Source organism: Streptomyces sp. NPDC051563 (assembly GCF_044454225.1).
Classification (GTDB): domain Bacteria; phylum Actinomycetota; class Actinomycetes; order Streptomycetales; family Streptomycetaceae; genus Streptomyces.
Window position 1 is genome coordinate 39,313 of sequence record NZ_JBITDL010000041.1, and the last position, 17,884, is coordinate 57,196.

General features: G+C 72.2%; 18 protein-coding genes and 1 CRISPR repeat array. Of the genes, 10 read left to right on the top strand and 8 right to left on the bottom strand.

Annotation, left to right across the window (positions count from 1 at the left end):
- Positions 1-99: 99 nt before the first annotated feature.
- Positions 100-1,224 carry a TauD/TfdA family dioxygenase gene (locus tag ACIA8F_RS34905; protein WP_399384935.1) on the top strand — a complete coding sequence of 375 codons (1,125 nt, stop codon included), beginning with the start codon at positions 100-102 and terminating at the stop codon, positions 1,222-1,224.
- A complete protein-coding gene (locus tag ACIA8F_RS34910; protein WP_399384937.1) occupies positions 1,221-1,799 on the top strand; it encodes a phosphonate degradation HD-domain oxygenase in 579 nt (192 codons plus the stop codon). The genes ACIA8F_RS34905 and ACIA8F_RS34910 overlap by 4 nt, the downstream gene beginning before the upstream one ends.
- 117 nt (positions 1,800-1,916) lie before the next feature.
- Here ACIA8F_RS34910 and ACIA8F_RS34915 read toward each other — a convergent pair whose 3' ends face one another.
- Positions 1,917-2,765, bottom strand: coding sequence for a helix-turn-helix transcriptional regulator (locus tag ACIA8F_RS34915; protein WP_399384938.1), 849 nt, complete (start codon positions 2,763-2,765; stop codon positions 1,917-1,919).
- A 321-nt stretch (positions 2,766-3,086) separates the two neighbouring features.
- Here ACIA8F_RS34915 and ACIA8F_RS34920 point away from each other — a divergent pair, with 321 nt between their 5' ends.
- The 3 genes from ACIA8F_RS34920 (at position 3,087) to ACIA8F_RS34930 (ending at position 6,407) form a co-directional block, all read left to right on the top strand.
- Complete coding sequence (locus ACIA8F_RS34920) at positions 3,087-3,524, top strand: peptidase inhibitor family I36 protein (RefSeq protein ID WP_399384940.1); 438 nt, start codon at positions 3,087-3,089, stop codon at positions 3,522-3,524.
- 985 nt (positions 3,525-4,509) lie between these two features.
- Positions 4,510-4,797: a hypothetical protein gene (locus ACIA8F_RS34925; protein WP_399384942.1), complete on the top strand. Its 288-nt coding sequence runs from the start codon at positions 4,510-4,512 to the stop codon at positions 4,795-4,797.
- A gap of 179 nt (positions 4,798-4,976) precedes the next feature.
- Positions 4,977-6,407 carry a lamin tail domain-containing protein gene (locus ACIA8F_RS34930; protein ID WP_399384943.1) on the top strand — a complete coding sequence of 477 codons (1,431 nt, stop codon included), beginning with the start codon at positions 4,977-4,979 and terminating at the stop codon, positions 6,405-6,407.
- Positions 6,408-6,522: 115 nt separating this feature from the next.
- Here the strand turns inward: ACIA8F_RS34930 and ACIA8F_RS34935 are convergent, their stop codons facing one another.
- Together ACIA8F_RS34935 and ACIA8F_RS34940 are read right to left on the bottom strand one after the other, a co-directional pair.
- Positions 6,523-6,888, bottom strand: coding sequence for a darcynin family protein (locus ACIA8F_RS34935; RefSeq protein ID WP_399384945.1), 366 nt, complete (start codon positions 6,886-6,888; stop codon positions 6,523-6,525).
- Entirely contained in the window at positions 6,878-7,795 is a 918-nt protein-coding gene (locus ACIA8F_RS34940; RefSeq protein WP_399384946.1) for an NAD(P)H-binding protein, read from the bottom strand. Before ACIA8F_RS34940 ends, ACIA8F_RS34935 begins: the two co-directional genes overlap by 11 nt.
- Positions 7,796-7,911: 116 nt before the next feature.
- Here ACIA8F_RS34940 and ACIA8F_RS34945 point away from each other — a divergent pair, with 116 nt between their 5' ends.
- The 3 genes from ACIA8F_RS34945 to ACIA8F_RS34955 all read left to right on the top strand — a co-directional run bounded on the left by ACIA8F_RS34945 (position 7,912) and on the right by ACIA8F_RS34955 (position 10,751).
- Complete coding sequence (locus ACIA8F_RS34945) at positions 7,912-8,874, top strand: LysR family transcriptional regulator (RefSeq protein ID WP_399384947.1); 963 nt, start codon at positions 7,912-7,914, stop codon at positions 8,872-8,874.
- Positions 8,875-9,008: 134 nt separating this feature from the next.
- Positions 9,009-9,160: a CRISPR direct-repeat array (repeat unit 24 nt; unit sequence GTCATCCCCGCGTGCGCGGGGAGC).
- 892 nt (positions 9,161-10,052) lie between these two features.
- Positions 10,053-10,310 carry a hypothetical protein gene (locus tag ACIA8F_RS34950; protein ID WP_399384948.1) on the top strand — a complete coding sequence of 86 codons (258 nt, stop codon included), beginning with the start codon at positions 10,053-10,055 and terminating at the stop codon, positions 10,308-10,310.
- A gap of 81 nt (positions 10,311-10,391) precedes the next feature.
- Complete coding sequence (locus ACIA8F_RS34955) at positions 10,392-10,751, top strand: hypothetical protein (protein ID WP_399384949.1); 360 nt, start codon at positions 10,392-10,394, stop codon at positions 10,749-10,751.
- Between the two features lie 139 nt (positions 10,752-10,890).
- On the opposite strand, the gene ACIA8F_RS34960 is transcribed toward ACIA8F_RS34955, so the two are convergent.
- The 5 genes from ACIA8F_RS34960 to ACIA8F_RS34980 form a co-directional block, all read right to left on the bottom strand.
- Complete coding sequence (locus tag ACIA8F_RS34960) at positions 10,891-11,496, bottom strand: GNAT family N-acetyltransferase (protein WP_399384950.1); 606 nt, start codon at positions 11,494-11,496, stop codon at positions 10,891-10,893.
- Positions 11,493-12,665 (bottom strand): ThiF family adenylyltransferase, encoded by a 1,173-nt coding sequence (locus tag ACIA8F_RS34965; RefSeq protein WP_399384952.1) that lies wholly within the window; start codon positions 12,663-12,665, stop codon positions 11,493-11,495. The genes ACIA8F_RS34960 and ACIA8F_RS34965 overlap by 4 nt, the downstream gene beginning before the upstream one ends.
- Positions 12,666-12,975: 310 nt before the next feature.
- Entirely contained in the window at positions 12,976-14,250 is a 1,275-nt protein-coding gene (locus ACIA8F_RS34970; RefSeq protein WP_399384996.1) for an MFS transporter, read from the bottom strand.
- A gap of 20 nt (positions 14,251-14,270) precedes the next feature.
- On the bottom strand, positions 14,271-15,383 hold the full coding sequence (locus ACIA8F_RS34975; RefSeq protein ID WP_399384954.1) for a PLP-dependent cysteine synthase family protein: 1,113 nt from the start codon (positions 15,381-15,383) through the stop codon (positions 14,271-14,273).
- Between the two features lie 146 nt (positions 15,384-15,529).
- Complete coding sequence (locus ACIA8F_RS34980; protein WP_399384955.1) at positions 15,530-15,913, bottom strand: hypothetical protein; 384 nt, start codon at positions 15,911-15,913, stop codon at positions 15,530-15,532.
- Positions 15,914-16,817: 904 nt separating this feature from the next.
- Between ACIA8F_RS34980 and ACIA8F_RS34985 the strand changes: the two genes are divergently transcribed.
- Both ACIA8F_RS34985 and ACIA8F_RS34990 read left to right on the top strand, forming a co-directional pair.
- Positions 16,818-17,009 (top strand): hypothetical protein, encoded by a 192-nt coding sequence (locus ACIA8F_RS34985; RefSeq protein ID WP_399384957.1) that lies wholly within the window; start codon positions 16,818-16,820, stop codon positions 17,007-17,009.
- Positions 17,006-17,779: a hypothetical protein gene (locus tag ACIA8F_RS34990; protein ID WP_399384959.1), complete on the top strand. Its 774-nt coding sequence runs from the start codon at positions 17,006-17,008 to the stop codon at positions 17,777-17,779. Before ACIA8F_RS34985 ends, ACIA8F_RS34990 begins: the two co-directional genes overlap by 4 nt.
- The last annotated feature ends 105 nt before the right edge of the window (positions 17,780-17,884 follow it).

Genomic DNA, 17,884 nt, shown 5'->3' on the forward strand with positions numbered 1-17,884 from the left:
TCCGGTCCCTGCGTTCCAGTCACCTGTGCGCCACCTGCCGGTCACCTGGTCCTGCCACGCTGCGGGCCGAGCCAAGTTGTATATACAACTTCTCCGAGCATGGCAGGAGCCACGATGTCCGTACCGGCGATCACCCGACCGCCCGCGCCCTGGCTGCGCGACAACTGCCCCTGCGCCGAGTGCCGCGACCCGCGCACCGGCCAGAAGCTGTTCCAGATCACCGAGCTGCCCGCGGGCCTGGCCGTCGGCACCGTGCGCGAGGCGCCCGCCCCCGACGGCGGGGCCGGCTGGGAAGTGGAGTGGCAGCCGGACGGCCACCGCTCCCGGTACCCGGCCCAGTGGCTCGACGACCACGCCCCGGACGGACCGGCGTACCGTGCGGCCGGGGACGGGCGGACCGAGGCGGACAAGGAGCTGTGGGCCGCAGCAGACCTGGAGGGGCGGATCCCGCAGGCCGACTGGGACGCGTACATCGGCTCCCGCGCCGTGCGCGAGGAGATCCTCGACGGCGTGGTCCGGCTGGGCTTCGCCCTCCTGCGTGAGGTTCCGTGCCGGGACCGGATGGTGCTGGACGTGGCACGCACCTTCGGCTTCGTGCGCGAGACCAACTACGGGGAGCTCTTCGAGGTCCGCGTGGAGGCCGACCCCAACAACCTCGCGTTCACCGGTGCGTTGATCACCCCCCACACCGACAACCCCTACCGCGATCCCGTACCGACCCTCCAGCTGCTGCACTGCCTGCGCAACGAGGCACGGGGCGGCGACTCCGGGCTGGTCGACGGCTTCCACGCCGCCGCCCTGCTGCGCGAGCGGGAACCGGAGGCCTTCGAGGTGCTGACGCTGGTGCCGGTGGAGTTCGCCTTCGCCGACGCGCGCTGCGAACTGCGCGCCCACCGGCCGCTGATCGGGGTGGACCCGCTCGGACGGATCCGCGAGGTCCGCTTCAACAACCGTTCGATCTCCACGCTGCACCAGCCCGCCGAGGTCCTGGAGGAGTTCTACGCGGCCTACCGCCTCTTCGCCGAGCTGCTGGAACGGCCCGCGCTCCGGCTCGACTTCCGCCTCGCGCCCGGCGACTGCGTGGTCTTCGACAACACCCGTCTGCTGCACGCCCGTACCGCCTTCGCCGAATCGGGGGGACGCCACCTCCAGGGGACGTACGCCGATCTCGACGGGCTGCTCTCCACCCTTGCCGTCCTGCGCCGCGAAGGAGCCCCCGCATGAACACCCCCGACGACACCACCGGCTCCACCGGCCCCGTCGATGCGCTCGCCCGCCTCTTCGAGGGCGAGGGCAGCGCCGAGTACTTCGGCGAGGCCGTCACCCAGGCCGGGCACATGCTCCAGGCCGGAGCCCTCGCCGAGGCCGCCGGGGCCCCCGCGCACCTGGTGGCGGCCGCGCTGCTGCACGACATCGGGCACTTCCACGGAACCGTGACCGGCCGCGACCTGATGGAGGGCGGCCAGGACAACCGGCACAGCCACACCGGGGCCGACTGGCTGGCCCGGTGGTTCGGTCCGGAGGTGACCGAACCGGTCCGGCTGCACGTGGCCGCGAAGCGCTACCTCTGCACGGCCGAGCCGGGTTACTTCGACCTGCTCTCCGAAGCCTCCGTCCACACCCTGCGCGTCCAGGGCGGCCCGATGACCGCCGAGCAGGCCCGCGCCTTCGAATCCCTCCCGGGTGCGGCCGACGCAGTGGCCGTACGCCGCTGGGACGAACAGGCCAAGGACCCGGCCTTCCCCACCCCCGACTTCGCCCACTTCCGCCCCCTGCTGGAGGCCCTGCTGAGCCCCTGACCCCCGTCCCGGTCTCCGAGGCGCCCGGGGGCTCCGGGCTGCACCGGTCTCCGGGCTCCCCGGTCAGGTGCCATGCGGGGACGGCTTCCGCACGTGCTCACAGCCTCTGGCAGCGGGTCAGGCCGGGGATCCGGAGGTCAGGAGGGGGAGGAGTGAAGAGCTCCAGTCGAGTCGGTCCACGGCGAGTTGGGTGGGGGTCAGTCCCGTGGTGGACCGGAAGACGTGGGTGAAGTGGGCCTGGTCGTGGTAGCCGGCCAGCTGCGCCACACGGGCCAGCGGCAGTCCGGCGTCGCGGAGCCGGATGGCGTGGGTGAAGCGCAGGATCCGGGCGATGGCCGCCGGAGAACGGCCGACCTGCTGGCGGAACTGGCGCTCCAGGTGTCTGACGCTCCACAGCGCGCCCGCCGCCAGTTGCGCGGCCCGTATCCGTCCGCGGGTGCGGTGCAGCTCGTGCCAGGCCCAGGTCACCTCCGGGGAGACGGCGGGACCCGAGTCGAGCAAGGGGGCCAGCGCCCGGTCGAGCAGACCGGGGCGCTCGTGCGGGGACGCGGCCCGCAGTTGCTCGGGCAGCAGCCGCATGAGGCGGGGCAACAGGTGGCCCGGTTCCAGATCGGGCGCTTCCCAGTGGGACATCGGCACCCCGAAGAGCCGGTAGGCGCCCATCGGTGTCATGCGGATGGCCACGCCGCTGACGTCACCGTTGTGCTGGGCCAGGAGGGCTGTGGTGGCGGGCAGATCGGCTTGCGAGGACACCGTGCGCACGACGTTCGGATCGACCATGTCCCGGGTGAGGACGGGTTTTTCGAATGCGAAGTTCAGGGTGGCCACCGTATTGGGGGTGAGCATGCGGCGCCGGGGCATCTCCAGACCCCCGTAGGCGTAACTGGAATAGTTCCGGATCATGCCGCGCAGCGGGTCGGCCGGCCGGAAATGCAGGCTGTGCGGTCGCGCGAAGGCATCGGTCACGTTCTGCCCTTCTTCGAGGGAGCGGAAGGTCCGGCGGCGCCGGGCGGAGCCGGGTCGACCTCCCGATATTCGGAAACGGTCGATCGTCTCGGCAATCCGATCTTGAGCCATCTTGGGCACCCGGGCGTGGCCGGATTCCATGAGAACGCAAGTGGACTTGACCCTTCCTATTCCTGCCGTGTTTTTACAATGCGATCCCCTTTCCGCTCGGCCAGGCTGATCCCGCTCGACAACCCAGCCTCATGTCCGCCTCGATGGCCGCGCCTTCTTCGAGGTGCGGATGTGCGGACCGGAACTTCGAAGGGCAGTACACCGATGCGTTTGCGCAAGATCACCGTCACCCTCGCCACCGCGGCCGCCGCGCTCGTCTCCACCCTCACGCTGGCCCCGGCGGCCGGCGCCTCCCCCGTCGGCACCACCTCGATCGGCGGCTCCGCCGTGATCCGGCCGATCAAGGTCTCGGACCCGCAGTCGGTGGCCACCGTGTGGGACAACTGCCTCCACGGCCAGTCCTGCGTCTTCCAGAACTCCAACGGAGGGGGCCTGCTCTGGGTGGTCCCGTCCGCAGGCTCCTTCAAGCTCGCGAACTACGACATGAACAACAGGATCAGCTCGGTCTGGAACCGCAGCGGCGGAACCCTCAGCCTTTACGACGGCTCCGACTACAGCGGGCTCCTGGCTCAGTACGGCGCCTACGGGCCCCCGATCAACGTCCCCACCGGAATCAACGACCGGGCCAGCTCCGTGACCCTGTACTGACCGCGCTCCTCCGACGGCAGTGACGTTCGCCCCGTGTGATCGCGGGGGGCCTTTCCGGTCGACGGGGGTGCGCTGGGGCGCCGTGCCGGTTTGCGCGCCACGGGGGCGGACAGATGTGCGCGAGGCCCTTCCGCCGTGCGGGAGGGCCTCGCGTCCTGGGGCCGTCCACCACGGGTCGAGGCCCCGGCGTTGACAGCCCACCCGGCTTCGCAGTCCAGCCCGGGGTCTCGCCGTACGGCGTGCGACGATCACGGCATGACGGCCCGTGATTCCTGGTGGACCAAGCCCCCGCGCCGGCGCGCGAGCGGCGGGTCGGCCGCGCCCCTGCTCGGGGCGCTGTTGGACCGATCGGTGGCGCAGATCGGCGATGCTGCCGCCGATGCCCGCAGCTTCGACCGGGAAACCATCCGCATGGTTGCAGACGTGTGGGACAACAACCTGGCTCCCCTGTTCTGGGCGGCGGCCACGGCAAGCGCCGAAGAGCGCGAGCGGCGGGCGCTGACGGCGCTGGAATGGATGGCCGACTTCGGCGAGCGGCGACGCGGGTGGATGACCCGGCAGGCCGCCGCGGCGGGGTACGAGATCGAACCGCTGCTGCCCCCGGCCAGGCCGTACGTTGCGGGCCGCGACTCCCGCGGATACGTCATGGCACCGGTTCGCCCGCTGACCCGGGAGACCGTTGCCGATCTGACCTCCGACTACGACCTGGAGACGGCCACCGTCCATCACCTGCGGGTAGAGCGCGCCGGCACCCGCCTGGCCGCCTTCCTCCAACTGGCCGTCACCCGCACCTACACCTCCGACGAGCCCGTCTCCGCGCAACCCGCCCTGCTCGGCCTGACGCTGGAGGACCTCACCGAGGTCGCCTTCGACTTCCGCGACACCCGGAGCGCGGTCCTGGCGCCCACGGCGGACGGGCTGTCGCTATCCCTGGGTAACCAGTACCCCTCCCGCATCGGTTCCGCCCTCGCAGGCTGCTCTCCTCATGGCCTCCTGGACGGCAGCACACACCCGGTACGGCACGGACCACCCCGCATTCGCTCAACTCCAGCTCGCCCTTCCGCCCCACCCCCATCAGGGTGCCCACTCCCCCTGGCGACTGCGCACCCTCGGCTGCACCGCCCACGACGCCTTCCGCCTGAGCACCGACGCCTTCCAGGGTCCCGGTTCCCTTGTCCTGACGGGCACGGCCACGACGGCCGGCCGGCTCGACCTGCACCACGGAGCGCTGTCCGTCGCGACTCGGGTCGGCTGGAAGGGGTCCCTGACCTGACCGCGGGCAGGAGTGACCACTCGCTCGGGCCGGGCCCGGTGGTTCGGCGCTGTCACCTGCCGCTGTGGTCACGGTGCGTCTGGCGTTCACGAGCTGTCCTCATGGCGGAAGTCGGCCGTTGGGCCCGGGCCGGGACCATCGGGCCGTCCTTCCCATGACCATGTCAGGACGGAATCTCCGTGAACCGATCGATCGCCCGCCGTGGGCGGCGCGCCCTTGTCCGTTTCCTCGTCGCCGGCCCGCTGTTGGCCGCGGGCGCGCTGAGCGGTGTGCCCGCGGCGCACGCCGCCGCCGGCGACTCCATCCGCGTCAACGAGGTGGTGACCACCGGCGACGTCAACGACTCCATCGAGCTGTTCAACAAGGGCACCGCCGCGATCGACGTCTCGGGCTGGATCCTCAAGGACAACGACAAGGACCACACGTACAAGATCGCCGCTGGAACCACGCTGGCCGCGGGCGGGTACCGGGTGTTCGACGTCCACACCACCTTCGGCCTGGGCTCCGACGACGAGGCCCGGCTCTACCTTGCCGACGGCAAGACCCTGGTCGACGGCTTCTCCTGGAGCGCGCACTCCGATCCGTCCTGGTCGCGCTGCCCGGACGGCACCGGTGCCTTCAAGCAGGCCACGGCCGTGACCCTGGGCGCGCAGAACAACTGCGGCACCTCGGGCGGCGGGGGTTCGACCACTCCGGTGGCGTGGCCGGGCAGCAGCAGCGTGGCGACCGCCGACGCCTCCAACGTGTTCGGGCAGGATCTGAGCGGCCTCTACCAGGAGGGCGACGTGCTGTGGGGCGCGCAGAACAGCGGGAAGCTGTGGCGCCTGGTGCGTGACGGCTCGACCGGCTGGAAGCCGGACACGGGCAACGGCTGGTCCTCAGGCAAGACCCTGCGCTTCCCCGGTGGCTCCGGCAGCCCCGACAGCGAGGGCGTCACCCTGACCGGCTCCGGCTCGGCCGGCGGGGCGTTCGTCGCCAGCGAGCGCGACGGCAACGCCTCCGGCACCAGCCGCCTGTCGGTACTGAAGTACGACGTCGCCGCGTCCGGATCCTCGCTGACCGCGTCCAAGGAGTGGAACCTCACCTCCGACCTTCCCTCGGCGGGCTCGAACCTGGGCCTGGAGGGGATCACCTGGGTCCCCGACGGCTACCTCACCGGCGCGGCCTTCAAGGACGCCTCGACCGGGGCGGCCTACGACCCGGCCCGCTACGGCGCCCACAGCGGCGGCGTGTTCTTCGTCGGCGTCGAGGGAACCGGCATGATCTACGGCTACGTCCTCGCCGACTCCGGCGGTTACACCCGCGTCGCCTCCCTCAGCAGCGGCATGGCCGGAGTGATGGAACTGCAGTGGGAACCCCAGGCCACGCGCCTGTGGGCGGTCTGCGACGACACCTGCCACGGCCAGCACCGCACCCTGAAGATCGACGCCACCGGCGCCTTCACCACCAGCGCCGTCTACAACCGGCCCACCGGCATGCCCGACTACAACAACGAGGGCTTCGCCCTCGCCGGCTCCGGCGAATGCGTGTCCGGCGCCAAGCCCGTCTACTGGTCCGACGACGCCAACGACGGCGGCCACGCCCTGCGCAGGGGCACGATCAGCTGCTGACGACCACGGCCTGATGCGGGATCGCCGACTGGCCGGCCGGTGCGCACGCGGGGATGCGGGCGGCACCGATCGGCCGGTCTGTCGGGGGGGCCGGGGGCGGGCGGGCCGGGGGGGCTCAGGTGGCGAGGGTGGCCAGCGGTTCCAGGCCGTAGGTGCGGGCGTAGCCGTTCTCGGTGCCCACGAGCAGGTCCACGACCTCGAAGTAGCGGTCCCAGAAGGGGGTCTCGCGCAGGGCGTCGATCAGCAGCCGGTAGGCCTCGTGGTCGTCCGCCTCCCAGACCCAGATGTCCGTGACCCGCGCCGAGTAGAACTCCGTGTCGTAGAACCGGGACCGGACCCCGTGGGTGCGGGCCTCGATCACCGGGACGACTTCGGTGGTGAAGGCACGGACCCGCTCGGCCACGGTCAGCGCGAGCCACTCGGGCGTGGTCTTCACCAGCATGAACGCGGTGACGGGCGGCTCGGTCCGGTCAGCGGGCATCGGGTGCCTCCGGTGCGGCGAGGACGGCGGGCTTGAGGGTCTGCGCGCACCACCGGGCGAACTCGGTGGCGGGGAAGGGCGGCCGGGAGCGCTCGACGCCCGCGTCCAGTCCCTGATCCTTGGCGCGCTTCATGTCGACCATGCCTTCCACGAAGGCCTCGCCCAGGCCGTAGTCGAGCATGGTGGACCGCAGCTCCTCCAGCGGCTGGCGTTCGTAGCGGACCGGGCGGCCCAGTTCCTCGGTCATGATGCGGGCCAGGTCCTCGGGCGAGAGGTCCTGCGGGCCCAGTACCGGGACACTGCCGACGCCGGTCCAGGAGCGGTCCAGCAGCAGCCCGGCCGCCGTAGCGGCGATGTCGGCGACGGCGACCAGCGGGACCCGGCGGTCCGCGGCCGCGGTGTCCGTGAAGACGCCGTGCTCGCGGATCGAGTCGGCCTCCTCCAGCAGGTTCTCGAAGAAGGACGGGTTGGCCAGGGCGCGGTAGGCGACGCCGGAGCCGGCGATCAGGTCGTCCATGGCCAGGGAGGCGGTGACCAGCCCGGCCGTGGCGGCCTGCGGGGTGCCGCGGCCGAGCGCCGAGACACCGACGACGTGGCCGACGCCCTGGGCGGCGAACGCGCGGGCGGCCGGGCGGGTGAAGCCGCTGTACGCCTCTTCGGGCGTGCCCGACGCGTCCGGCGGCACCAGCCAGAAGACGGCGTCGGCCCCGGTGAAGGCCCGTTCGACGGTGGCGGCGTCGCCGTGCGAGCCGGTGACCACGTCGACCCGTCTGCGCACGGCCTCGGGGAGCCGGGCGGGATCGCGGACCACGACGCGCAGCTCCTCTCCGTGGGCGGGGGCGGCCTCGACCAGCAGCGACAGGAGCTGCCGGCCGATGTTTCCGGTGGGGGCGGTAATTACGATCATGAGGTCCTCGCGGTCTCGTAGCGGATCGGTACGTCCCCTTCATGGTGAAGATCCCCACCGCATTGCCACAATGGCAACTTCAGCATCCGATCATTGCCCGGAACGGAATAATGCCGGTGAGCAGCAGCCCAGCCCCGCACAACGCTCCGAACAACCCCCCGCTCGACGCCAATCTCGCCGTCGCCCTCGACGCCCTGCTGACCGAGCAGAGCGTCACCCGGGCCGCCGCGCGGCTGCGTACCTCGCCCGCGGCGATGAGCCGCACCCTGGCCCGGCTGCGCCGGGTGCTCCGGGACCCCCTCCTGGTAAGGGCGGGCCAGGCGATGGTGCCCACGCCCCGCGCCGAGGCGCTGCGGGACGAGGCCGCCGCGGTGGTGCGCAGCCTGGAGGCGCTGTTCACCCCGAGCGGCGGGACCGACCTCGCCGCGCTGCGGCGCACCTTCACCGTCCAGGCGGCGGACCTGGTCGGCGCGGCGCTCGCGCCGGGACTGCTGGGGCTGGCCCGGCGCCGGGCACCGGGCGTCTCGCTACGGGTGCTGGCCGAGGAGTGGGAGGCGGGCCCCGCACTGCGCGAGGGCCGGATCGACCTGGAGATCGGGGCCATCGACCACGTCGACCCCGAGACCCGGGTCGAAGAACTGGTCACGCTGCGGATGGCGGCCGGCGTCCGGGCGGGGCATCCGCTTGCCGAAGGCCCCCTGACCCCCGCCGGGCTGGCCGCGGCCGAGCACATCGCGGTCAGCCGCCGCGGCCGCTTCACCGGCCCACTGGACACGGCCCTGGCCGAGCAGGGCCTGACCCGGCGGGTCAGCACCGTGCTGCCCGGCCATCTGGCGGCGATGGCCCTGGCCGCGTCCGGCAACGCCGTCTGCCTCGTCCCGACCGCACTGCCCGGCGAGCCCGCCTCCCCACTCACCGCCACGGCGCACGCACTGGGACTACACCTGCTGGACATCCCGCTGCCACTGCCACCCCTGAAGATCGGCATGGCCTGGCACCCCCGCAACACCGCCGACGGCGGCCACCAGTGGCTCCGCGGTGCCGTACGCCGGGTACTGCGCCCGGCAGGGAGGCAGTAGCGGGACGGCACCCCTCCGAACAGCCTCTCGGCAGCGCGTAGGGGTGCAGGGGCCCCGGGCACACATCGTTGCCGTCGCGTGGCGGCGTGCACGAACGCAGCAGCGAGCTTTGTCGAGCGTTGCGGGACCGCCGAGGTGTCATCCCCGCGTGCGCGGGGAGCAGGTGTTGCAGCCGTCGTCGGCGATCGCGCCGGCGGGGTCATCCCCGCGTGCGCGGGGAGCAATCCAGGTACTTCGCGGAGCGGCCCGGGGTGTGCGGGTCATCCCCGCGTGCGCGGGGAGCGGGCTTGCTGGGCTGCAATTTTAGGACCGCAGGGCAGCGTTCTGGAGCACTTTCGCCGAACGCGACATCTTGGGCAACGCCCCGTATCCGGTTTCCTGCTGGAGGTTGCATGCGCCGACGAACCGCCCCGTGGCCGACCGCTCCCGCAAGCGGAGCACTGCGGCTCGACGATCAGCCTCCTACAGGTGGCCTCTCCCCCGCATCCACCACCGCAGGAGGAGCCGGCCAGTCCGAAGGCCGGTCCGTCAGCCGGGAAGAGACCCGACATCGGGGACGCCGCGACGCCGCTGGGGCCGTCCCGCGCGAACCAACCGGGGTGTCCCGCCCCCGTGCCGCCTAAGCCTCCGCCGAAGTGCGCACACCGCCGCGACGCCGGAGCCGGCCCTGGCGCCGGGTGTTCGGGCCCGGGCGGCCCGTCGGGGTCAGTGATGCGCAGGCCTGGGCCAACGCCGCCCGGTGGCGGGACTCCGTGTCGGCGAGCGCCGCCAGGACCCGCCTCGTGTGTTCCGATTCCCGGTGCCCGCCGCACGCAGCACGCACCACCGGCCCTCCACCACCAGTGCCGTGACGAGCCACCACGGCTCGGCGCCGCCCAGCCCGGAGCCCCGCGCACCCAGTACCGACATGTCCCGCCTCGCATCCGTCCCGCTCGTCCATCGGATGCGGCCAACTCTCCGCCGGACGCCGAATTTCCCTCAGGGGAAATTCCAGACGAGGAGCCATAGGCGATGACCGCGGGACGCCCCAGGACCAACGGCCAAGCCGCCATCGCCGAACTGGACGACCTGGCCGACTGGTTCAAGCAGGCGCTCGCCACCGCCGGTCACCCCTCCGTCAACGCCTTCCTCACCGCACTGCCGCATCCGTCTCCGGCCCGCTCCCCTCCAGCAAGACCGTGTACGAGGTCGCCGGCGCGCTCGCGCTCCCCGAGTTGGCGACCGTCCAGTACCTCGCGCAGGCCCTCGGCAGCGCCCCCGCGGCCGTCACCCCCAACCGGCGGTCCCGGCGCGGGCAAGACCACCCTCGGCGTCACCTCGAACGCCAGATCGCCCGCTGCCGGCTGCGCGAGCCCGACGCCGGGACGCCCTGGTGTCCGCAGGTTGCGGTCGCGGTCCGCGTCACCGCCGCCGACCTGATCAGCCCGCACGACTGAGCCGGCAGCGACGCGATCGCCCGCGCGGGCACCCTGCTGAGACCCGTAGACCGCTCCGCCTTCGAGGCGCGCGTCCACGGGGTGCCCTGGCTGGTCGTCGTCGACGGGCTCGACGAGGTCGCTTCCCCCGCGGTCCGCCGGCGTCTGCTGGAGAAGCTCGCCGAGCAGGTACGGCTGCAGCCGCACGCCGTGTACCGCCTCGTCATCACCTCCCGACCGCTCCCCCAGGAAGAGCTGGCCCCCTTCACCGGGCTGCCCGGCCTCGGCTGCGCCACCCTGCGCGGTTTCGACGCCGACCAGCAGCATGTCTTCGCGGAGCGGTGGTTCGCGGCGCAGGGTGAGGGCGGCAAAGGCGGCCGTCCAGTCCATGACGACGCGTACGTCGGCGGGCCGGGTCCGTGTAGCGGTCAGGCCCCGGCCTGCGGCGATGCCGAGAACTGACGCGAGGACGGCGGCGATTGTGACCGACTGCCAGACGACGATCTGGCGCGGGGTGCCCGGGGACGGGTCGATGCGGTTGCAGGCGTACGAGGCCGGCTCTGGGCACCGCTACGGAGGCGGTCGCTGCCCCTGGAGGGGTTCAGACCCGGTCGAGGAGGGGTGCGCCGTCGAGGATGGCCAGTTCTCTGTCGGTGGCCTGGCGTTTCCAGTCCGGCGCGACGGTTGCGTAGGTGGTGACGTCGTGCCAGCAGCCCTGGGTGTGGAAGAGCTGGCGGAGGGTGGCTTCGGGGCGTAGGCCGGCGGCGTGCATCACTTGCGCCATGTGGTGGTGGTCGCTGCGGTGGCCGGCCCAGATGCGGTGCAGGCCCAGGTGTCCGAAGGCGTAGGCCATCAGCAGGCGGCCGGCTTCGTGGCCGTGGCCGCTTACGGGGGCGCCGGGCAGCAGGACGAGGCTGGTGAGCATCGCGTTGGCACCGTAGTCCTCGACAAGGAGCCCCATGGTGCCGACGAGGGTCTCGTCGTCCGGGGCGCAGACCGCGAGGGTGTACTTGCGGCGCGGCTGGGTGTGGGGCTGGGAGAGGCTCTGGGCGAAGGCGGCGTGGGCCTGGCCGGGGTCCATGCGGTCGATGCCCAGGTAGCGGGTCAGGACTCGGTGGGTGAGGATCCGGGCGAACGCGTCGTGGTCGCCCGCGTGCAGCTCCCGCAACCATAGGTGGTCGCCGCGCAGCTCTGGGACGCGGTTCACAGCGCGGCTCCGTGCAGGGCGGGTGCGGATACGGCTGCGGGGACGAGCGCTTCGAGGTCGATGGAGTGGCGGCCCGAGGGGAGCGGCTCGCCGAGCAGGATGCGGCGGGCGGTGTCGGTGACGAGGGCTGCGCCGAGCATGACGCCGCTGGCGAGCTGCGGCCAGCTGGAGAGCGTACGGCCGACGCGGGTCAGGGCGTCGGTCATGGCCGGACTCAGGTGCTCCTCGTCGACGACGTCGAGGAGGAAACGCAGGGCTGCCTGCCGGTCGAGGTCCCGTACGTCGGCTGCGGTCGTACCGCCGGTGCGGCCGTGGAAGAGCGGACGGCCTGGTTCGAGGTCGAAGCGCTCGATGTCCAGCACGCCGCGGTCGTTGGTGTCCATGAGGACGGGGATCCGCCGACCGCGCGCGTGCTCGCGGGCGGCGACCTTCACCCAGGGGGTGTCGCACTCCTCGATCAGCAGGTCCAGGCCCCTGCCGTCCCGGCCGGCTGCGAAGAAGTCCTCGATGGTGTCCTCGGTGACGCCGCCGCGGTGGATCTCGATGTCGAGATAGGGGTCGAGCTCGTACATGCGCCGAGCGCACAGCACGCTCTTCTCCAGACCGAGTTCGTGGACGCCGCCGCGGAGCCGGTTGAGGTTCGACAGGCCGAGCCGGTCAAAGTCGGCCAGCCTGAACGCCCCGCCGACGCCTTCCATGGCACAGGTCAGCGCGGCGCTGCTGCCGACCGACAAGCCGATGACGCCGATCCGCCGGTTCAGGAGGCCCTGTTGCTGCTCGATGGTGATCTTGTCGCGGTTGCGGTCGGTGCGGACCTGGCGGAACTCGTCCTCGGGCAGGACGTGGACCAGGCGCCCGGACCACGGGTACCAGGCCCACCTGCCGTAGGCGTCGGGGCGTGAGCCCAGGGTGTCGGCGATGGCGCGGGACCGGGAGCGGCCGCCGAAGGCGTCCTGCGGTGCGCGGCAGCGCAGGAGTTCCTCGACCTGGTCCTCGATCCGGTCGTGGATCTCGCGCACACGGTCCGAGTCCCGCAGCCCGGCCAGGGCCGCTGCGTCGGCCGGCTGCGAGAGGTCCAGCAGCACCGGCCGAAACGATTCGTCGGGGTGGCGGGGCGAGGGCAGCACGAGGCGGTCCGGCTCCAGGCCGGAAGGCAGGGGGTGCGTCATGGCGAGGACGCTAACAACCCGACGATCATGGATCGGGGGCCGTCACCCGTGGGGGCGCACTCGAATTGATCTGCGACTCCAGTGCGCCCCCTCGCGCTACGTGCGCCCCCTGCGCTCTCCACCAGGTCGGGATCCGTCCCGGCCGGGATCCGTCCCGGTCGGGTGCACTACCGGGTCACCGGCAGCCCGCCCCCACCCAGGGCGCCGCCGCCGGCGCGTGCTTCAAGCGCCGCAGCACCAACAACGCCGGCTGACCCGGCACGGGGAGAAGGGGCCGGGTGCGTGGACGAGCGCGCCCGGCCCCCGGCCTCTACGCGGCCACCGGATCCTTCGCCGGTGCGTGCAGGTGCCCGCCTCGGGCCAGGGCGGCGACCGCCGCGGCGCACAGCCCTCCGACGGCGGCGAGCAGTGCCCACGGGGCGAAGGCGATGCCCGCGGCCCGTGAGGCGTCCAGGACCGCGCCGGTGGCCAGATTCCCCAAGGTGATGCCGATCCCGCACACCGTGTTGTAGAGGCCGTAGTGGGTGGCCACCCACCGGTCGCGGGCCAGCACGACGATGGTGTCCATCTCGAACGGGTACAGCACCGCCGTCGCCAGAGCCAGACCTGCCGCGCAGGCGAGCAGGGGCAGCACCGCCAACACCGTGGCCGGCCAACCCGTCGCCGGCGGCCGGGCGGAGCTCCACAGCGCCGGCAGGAAGGCCGCTCCCATCAGGAGCAGCCCGGCGACCAGGCACTGCGGTGAGGACCAGGTGCGTTTGCACCAGGCGGTGATGCGCAACTGTCCCAGCAGGGCGACGAGTCCCGACACGACGAACAGCGCGCTCGTCGCGATCGTGGCGGCCGCGCCTTGGCCCGTAAGGCGCTGCGTCTCCAGGGGCAGCGCGAGGTAGATCTGGAAGGACAGGACGTAGGAGCCGGTCATCGCCGCCGCGAACAGCCAGAACGGCCTGTTGCCGAGTACCGTTCCCGCCTGCGTGCGCAGGGATACGGGCTCGCCTGTGGGATCGCCGCCGCGTTGGGGCAGGCTGCGGGTCTGCAGGACCGTCAGCCCGGCGAACAGGGCGGCCGCCACCAGGCACGTCACGGGAAACGACACGGTGAGCAGGGCCATCCCGAGCAGCGGCCCGAGCAGGATTCCGGACTGGTAGAAGACGTTGAACAGCGCGAACGCCTCCACCCGCCGCTCACCGGCCTCGGCCGCGAGGTAGGCCCGCACCGCGGGATTGAACAATGCGCCGGCCAGTCCCGTGGCCGCCGAGGCGGCGATCAGCGTCGCCAGCGAGTCCGCGAACGCCAGAGCGGTGAATCCCACCGTGCGCAGCGCGCACCCGGCGACGATCAGCGGCTTGTAGCCCAGCCGGTCGGCGAGGGCGCCGCCGATGAGGAACATGCCCTGCTGGGAGAGGTTGCGGACACCGAGGACCAGGCCGACGGCCCACGCGGACAGGGCCAGCGAGCCGGAAAGGTGGGCGGCGAGGTAGGGCATCAGCATGTAGAAGCCCAGGTTGATGGTGAGCTGGTTGATCAGGAGCAGCTGCACCGCCGTGTCGAAAGTACGGGCCTGGCGCCACAGACCGCTCACCGGCGCACTCACCTGCCCGCTCACCGGCCCGCTCCCGTCCCGGGCGCGGCGGCCGGGGCGGCGGTGCGATCCACCGGATCGACGACGCGCTCGCAGCGCGTCCAGGAGGTGACCTCCCGCTCGCCGGGGTCCTCCAGGACGTCCGGGTGCTCGGCGGGGCGGATGCCCAGGAGGTTGTTGGCGGCGCAGTAGTCGTCGTTGAAGACGGTGTCGAAGTAGCGGTGCGGTCCGTCGGGAAACACCGCGACGATCCGGGTCCCCTCGGGGCTGGTCCGGGCGAGCCAGCCCGCGACCAGGGCGACGGCCCCGACGCTCCACCCGCCAGTGGCGTAGTGCCGGGAGGCAAGGGCCCGGGCCGCCCAGACGGCCTCGCCCGGAGCGACCCAGTGGACCTCGCTGAAAGCCCGATAGTCGACGTTTCCCGGGTGGATGGAGGATCCCAGGCCGCGCATGAGCCTGGGACGGGCGGGCTGGCCGAAGATCGTGGAGCCGATCGTGTCCACGCCGACGACCCGCAGCCCCGGCATACGAGGCCGCAGGGCACGGGCGATACCCGCCGAATGGCCGCCCGTACCGACCGCGCACACCAGCACGTCGATGGGATCGAGGCGCTCGGCCAGCTCGGCGGCGAGCGGGGCGTACGCCTCGACGTTGTCGGGGTTGTTGTACTGGTCCGGGCACCACGCCCCGGGGTATTCCGCGAGGAGTTCGCCGACCTTGTCCAGGCGGGCCTGCTGCCAACCACCCGCGGGATGCGGCTCGGGGACGAGATGGACGCGTGCGCCGTGCGCGGCCAGCAGCCGGTCCATAATCGGCTCCATGCCCGGATCGGTCACCACGTGGACGGGGTGGCCGTACAGGACTCCGGCGAGGGCGAGCCCGAGGCCGAGCGTTCCCGAGGTCGACTCCACGATCGGCGCGCCGGGCCGCAGTTCGCCGCGCCGGCGGGCGCTGGCGACCATGTGCAGGGCCGCGCGGACCTTGATCCCGCCCGGGTTGAAGCCTTCGAGTTTGGCCCAGAAGCCCTGCGGGGCGCGGGCGAAGGGCTCGTCGACGAACAGCATCGGCGTGGAACCGACCGCGGAGAACAGGCCCGGGTCCTGGGCAGGCAGGGGTGAGGCGAGGTGATTCATGTGAGGTGCGGCTTCCTGTGTGCAGGCGCACGCATCCGGCCCGCGCCCGTATCGGGCGAGGGGGGGCCGGAACAGCGCCGAGGAATGTGCAGAGGGCAGCAGCCCGTTCTCCGGCCTTTGTCAGGACGGGAGCAGGGCAGGCTCGCTCATCTGCGGTCCACGCACGACAGACCTCTCGGATTCGCCCGGGTGAGAACGTCGGCCACGGCCTGCGGTGCCCGAAGCCGCGCTTCTCCCCCCGGCGAGCTCTTCGATCCCACCTCGGTGTCCGCGACGCGATCCCCGCCGCCGTCGGGCTTGTTCGCCGTGTGCTCCTCCACGGACCGGCTCCCACCGTGGCAGTCACCGTCCACCGGGTCCGTCGCACGCGGCTGGTCGGCAAGACCGGTGCCGGGCGCCGCCGGGAGGACGGACTCGGCCGCCGAGGTGGTGGATGTCAGCCGGTGATGCCCCGCCGAGTCACACACGCCGAGCAACAAGATCAGCATGGCGCCGAGGAGGAGACCGACGAGCCACTGCTCGCGCCTCACGCTCCGCCAGGACCACGCTCGATACCGCATCGTGACCGGAACGCTACCCTTGGTGACTCTCTGATGCGACTGGCAACCCACGAACGAGTGACGCGCCCTGCGAGGCGTCCGGCAGGGACCCGTGCGTACGGTCTGCGGGGAAATCAGTGCCAGCCCGGGCGAGTCCGCAGGTTCCCGCCGAGGAGGCCGCCGTAAAGGAGCTGGGCACGCGGGTGCTCGGCGACCCGGGCGCGACCGTGGCGGGAGACCCAGGGCGTCGTACAGGCCTGACAGAGGACCACCGGAAGCGCGGGAGTCCACGAGGCCGAGACCCTCACCCTCCGCCTCCTGCCGGCCTGGCTCGACGCGGAAGCCTGGCCGGACGGCCGGGCACGGCGATGCTCCGCAGGCCCGCCCGGCCATCCCGCATCTGCCGGGAGCGGCTAGCCGCCCGGACGGGCCCGAAGGCGTCCCGAAAAGCGGCTCCGGGAGCAACCCGACTTGTCTCCGGCGCCCGGCACTGCACCCGGTCCGCACCGATCTGATGCCGGGTACCGGGTACCGTCCCATCGCCCTCGTGGGCAACACGGGTGAACTTCCCGGACATCCTCGTCCCAGCACGCGGGCGTTGCTCCATCCTTTGATCGATCCTGTGTCCCGCGTGGGGAACCGGAGATGTTCGAGGAGAACGACGTGCACCTTCGGATTCGTGCTGCTGTGTGCTCCGGAGCGGCGGCAGTCGTGCTGCTGTCGTGTGCGGCGGACTCTCCGGCCGCACCTCACCGCACCCGCCGGCCATGACGGGGGAAAAGCTCGTGGTGATGTCCGACGAGGCCTGCGCGGCTCAGTTCGGAGCGGGCCGTGCCCGGTCCGAAGGCCTTACGGCACAGTCCGCGCCGCCGGCCCTGGCAGCCACTGGAGCGTAGTGAGATTCGTCAGCACGGACGGCGAAGGCAAGCCCATCCCGACCAGGGAGGGCAACAAGCACTTCGGTTGGCAGCACTTCGCCGCAGAGCACAACATCCACGATCCGAAGGTCATCAAGATGGGCACGATCACCGCCTACTGCGAGCGGGTGGCCCGCAACAAGTGCCCGAACGCGGTGAACGAGACGTGAGCACACCACCCCCCTCCTCCCCTTCCCCTGGCGACGGGCGATCCACGGAGCCCGCGGCCCGCTGGGAGGCTGACGCACCGGTACAGCGCCAAGCCGCGGCCACCCGGGCCCTGCTCCGCCTGACGGCCACACCGCTGGGCGGCGGCCCCGTGGTCCGGGGCGTACTGCCCCTGCGGCCTCATCGGGACCTCGTACGCGTCGTCGTGGGGGACGGTGCCGCCCCGACCGCGTCGACGGCGTACGACCTCCCCCTGCTGGACCGCAACGGGAACGAGCTCCCCGCCGCCGGGCTGCCTGCCGCCGTACGCCAGCTCATAGGGCATGCCGCGGGCGACCGCGCCCTCACCTCGAACGACCCCTCGGCCGGACTCGGCATCCCCGGACTCCCCGGTATCCCCGTCGTGCCGGCGGAAACCGTACGACTGGTCCTGGACGCCCACCCCGCGGAACTCGACCTCACGGACGCGCTCCACACCGCCACCACCGGCATCGCGCCGAGCGCGGACACCGACAACCAGGACGGACTCGTCCTGCTGGGGTTCCTCCTGCTCCCCGAGGAACGCGCACGGCTGTACCTCGCCGGCAACGGCCTGGCGGACACCACCGGCCTCGACGTCCGCCTCCGCGACCGCGACGGCACGGCGATCTCCGCCATCACCGCCCTGTCCGCGGCCCTCCCCAGCCTCATCGCCAACGACCAACTGCAGTACAACCCGTCGGACGAGACGGACCCCCACTGCGGTGAGGTGTTCGATCTCACCCACTGGTAGGAGGCGTCCCGATGGGCTTCCACGCGGCCCCGGCCCCGGCCAGAGCCAGGGCCTGCATCCCTTCCGCGACCCGGACGCGCCCGAGGAGGGCGACTAGGCGGAGCA

Coding starts and splice junctions, on each gene's coding strand:
- ACIA8F_RS34910 (WP_399384937.1), top strand. CDS start 1,221: ATGAACACCCCCGACGACACCACCGGCTCCACCGGCCCCGTCGATGCG.
- ACIA8F_RS34935 (WP_399384945.1), bottom strand. CDS start 6,888: ATGCCCGCTGACCGGACCGAGCCGCCCGTCACCGCGTTCATGCTGGTG.
- ACIA8F_RS34905 (WP_399384935.1), top strand. CDS start 100: ATGGCAGGAGCCACGATGTCCGTACCGGCGATCACCCGACCGCCCGCG.
- ACIA8F_RS34965 (WP_399384952.1), bottom strand. CDS start 12,665: ATGACGCACCCCCTGCCTTCCGGCCTGGAGCCGGACCGCCTCGTGCTG.
- ACIA8F_RS34940 (WP_399384946.1), bottom strand. CDS start 7,795: ATGATCGTAATTACCGCCCCCACCGGAAACATCGGCCGGCAGCTCCTG.
- ACIA8F_RS34925 (WP_399384942.1), top strand. CDS start 4,510: ATGGCCTCCTGGACGGCAGCACACACCCGGTACGGCACGGACCACCCC.
- ACIA8F_RS34975 (WP_399384954.1), bottom strand. CDS start 15,383: ATGAATCACCTCGCCTCACCCCTGCCTGCCCAGGACCCGGGCCTGTTC.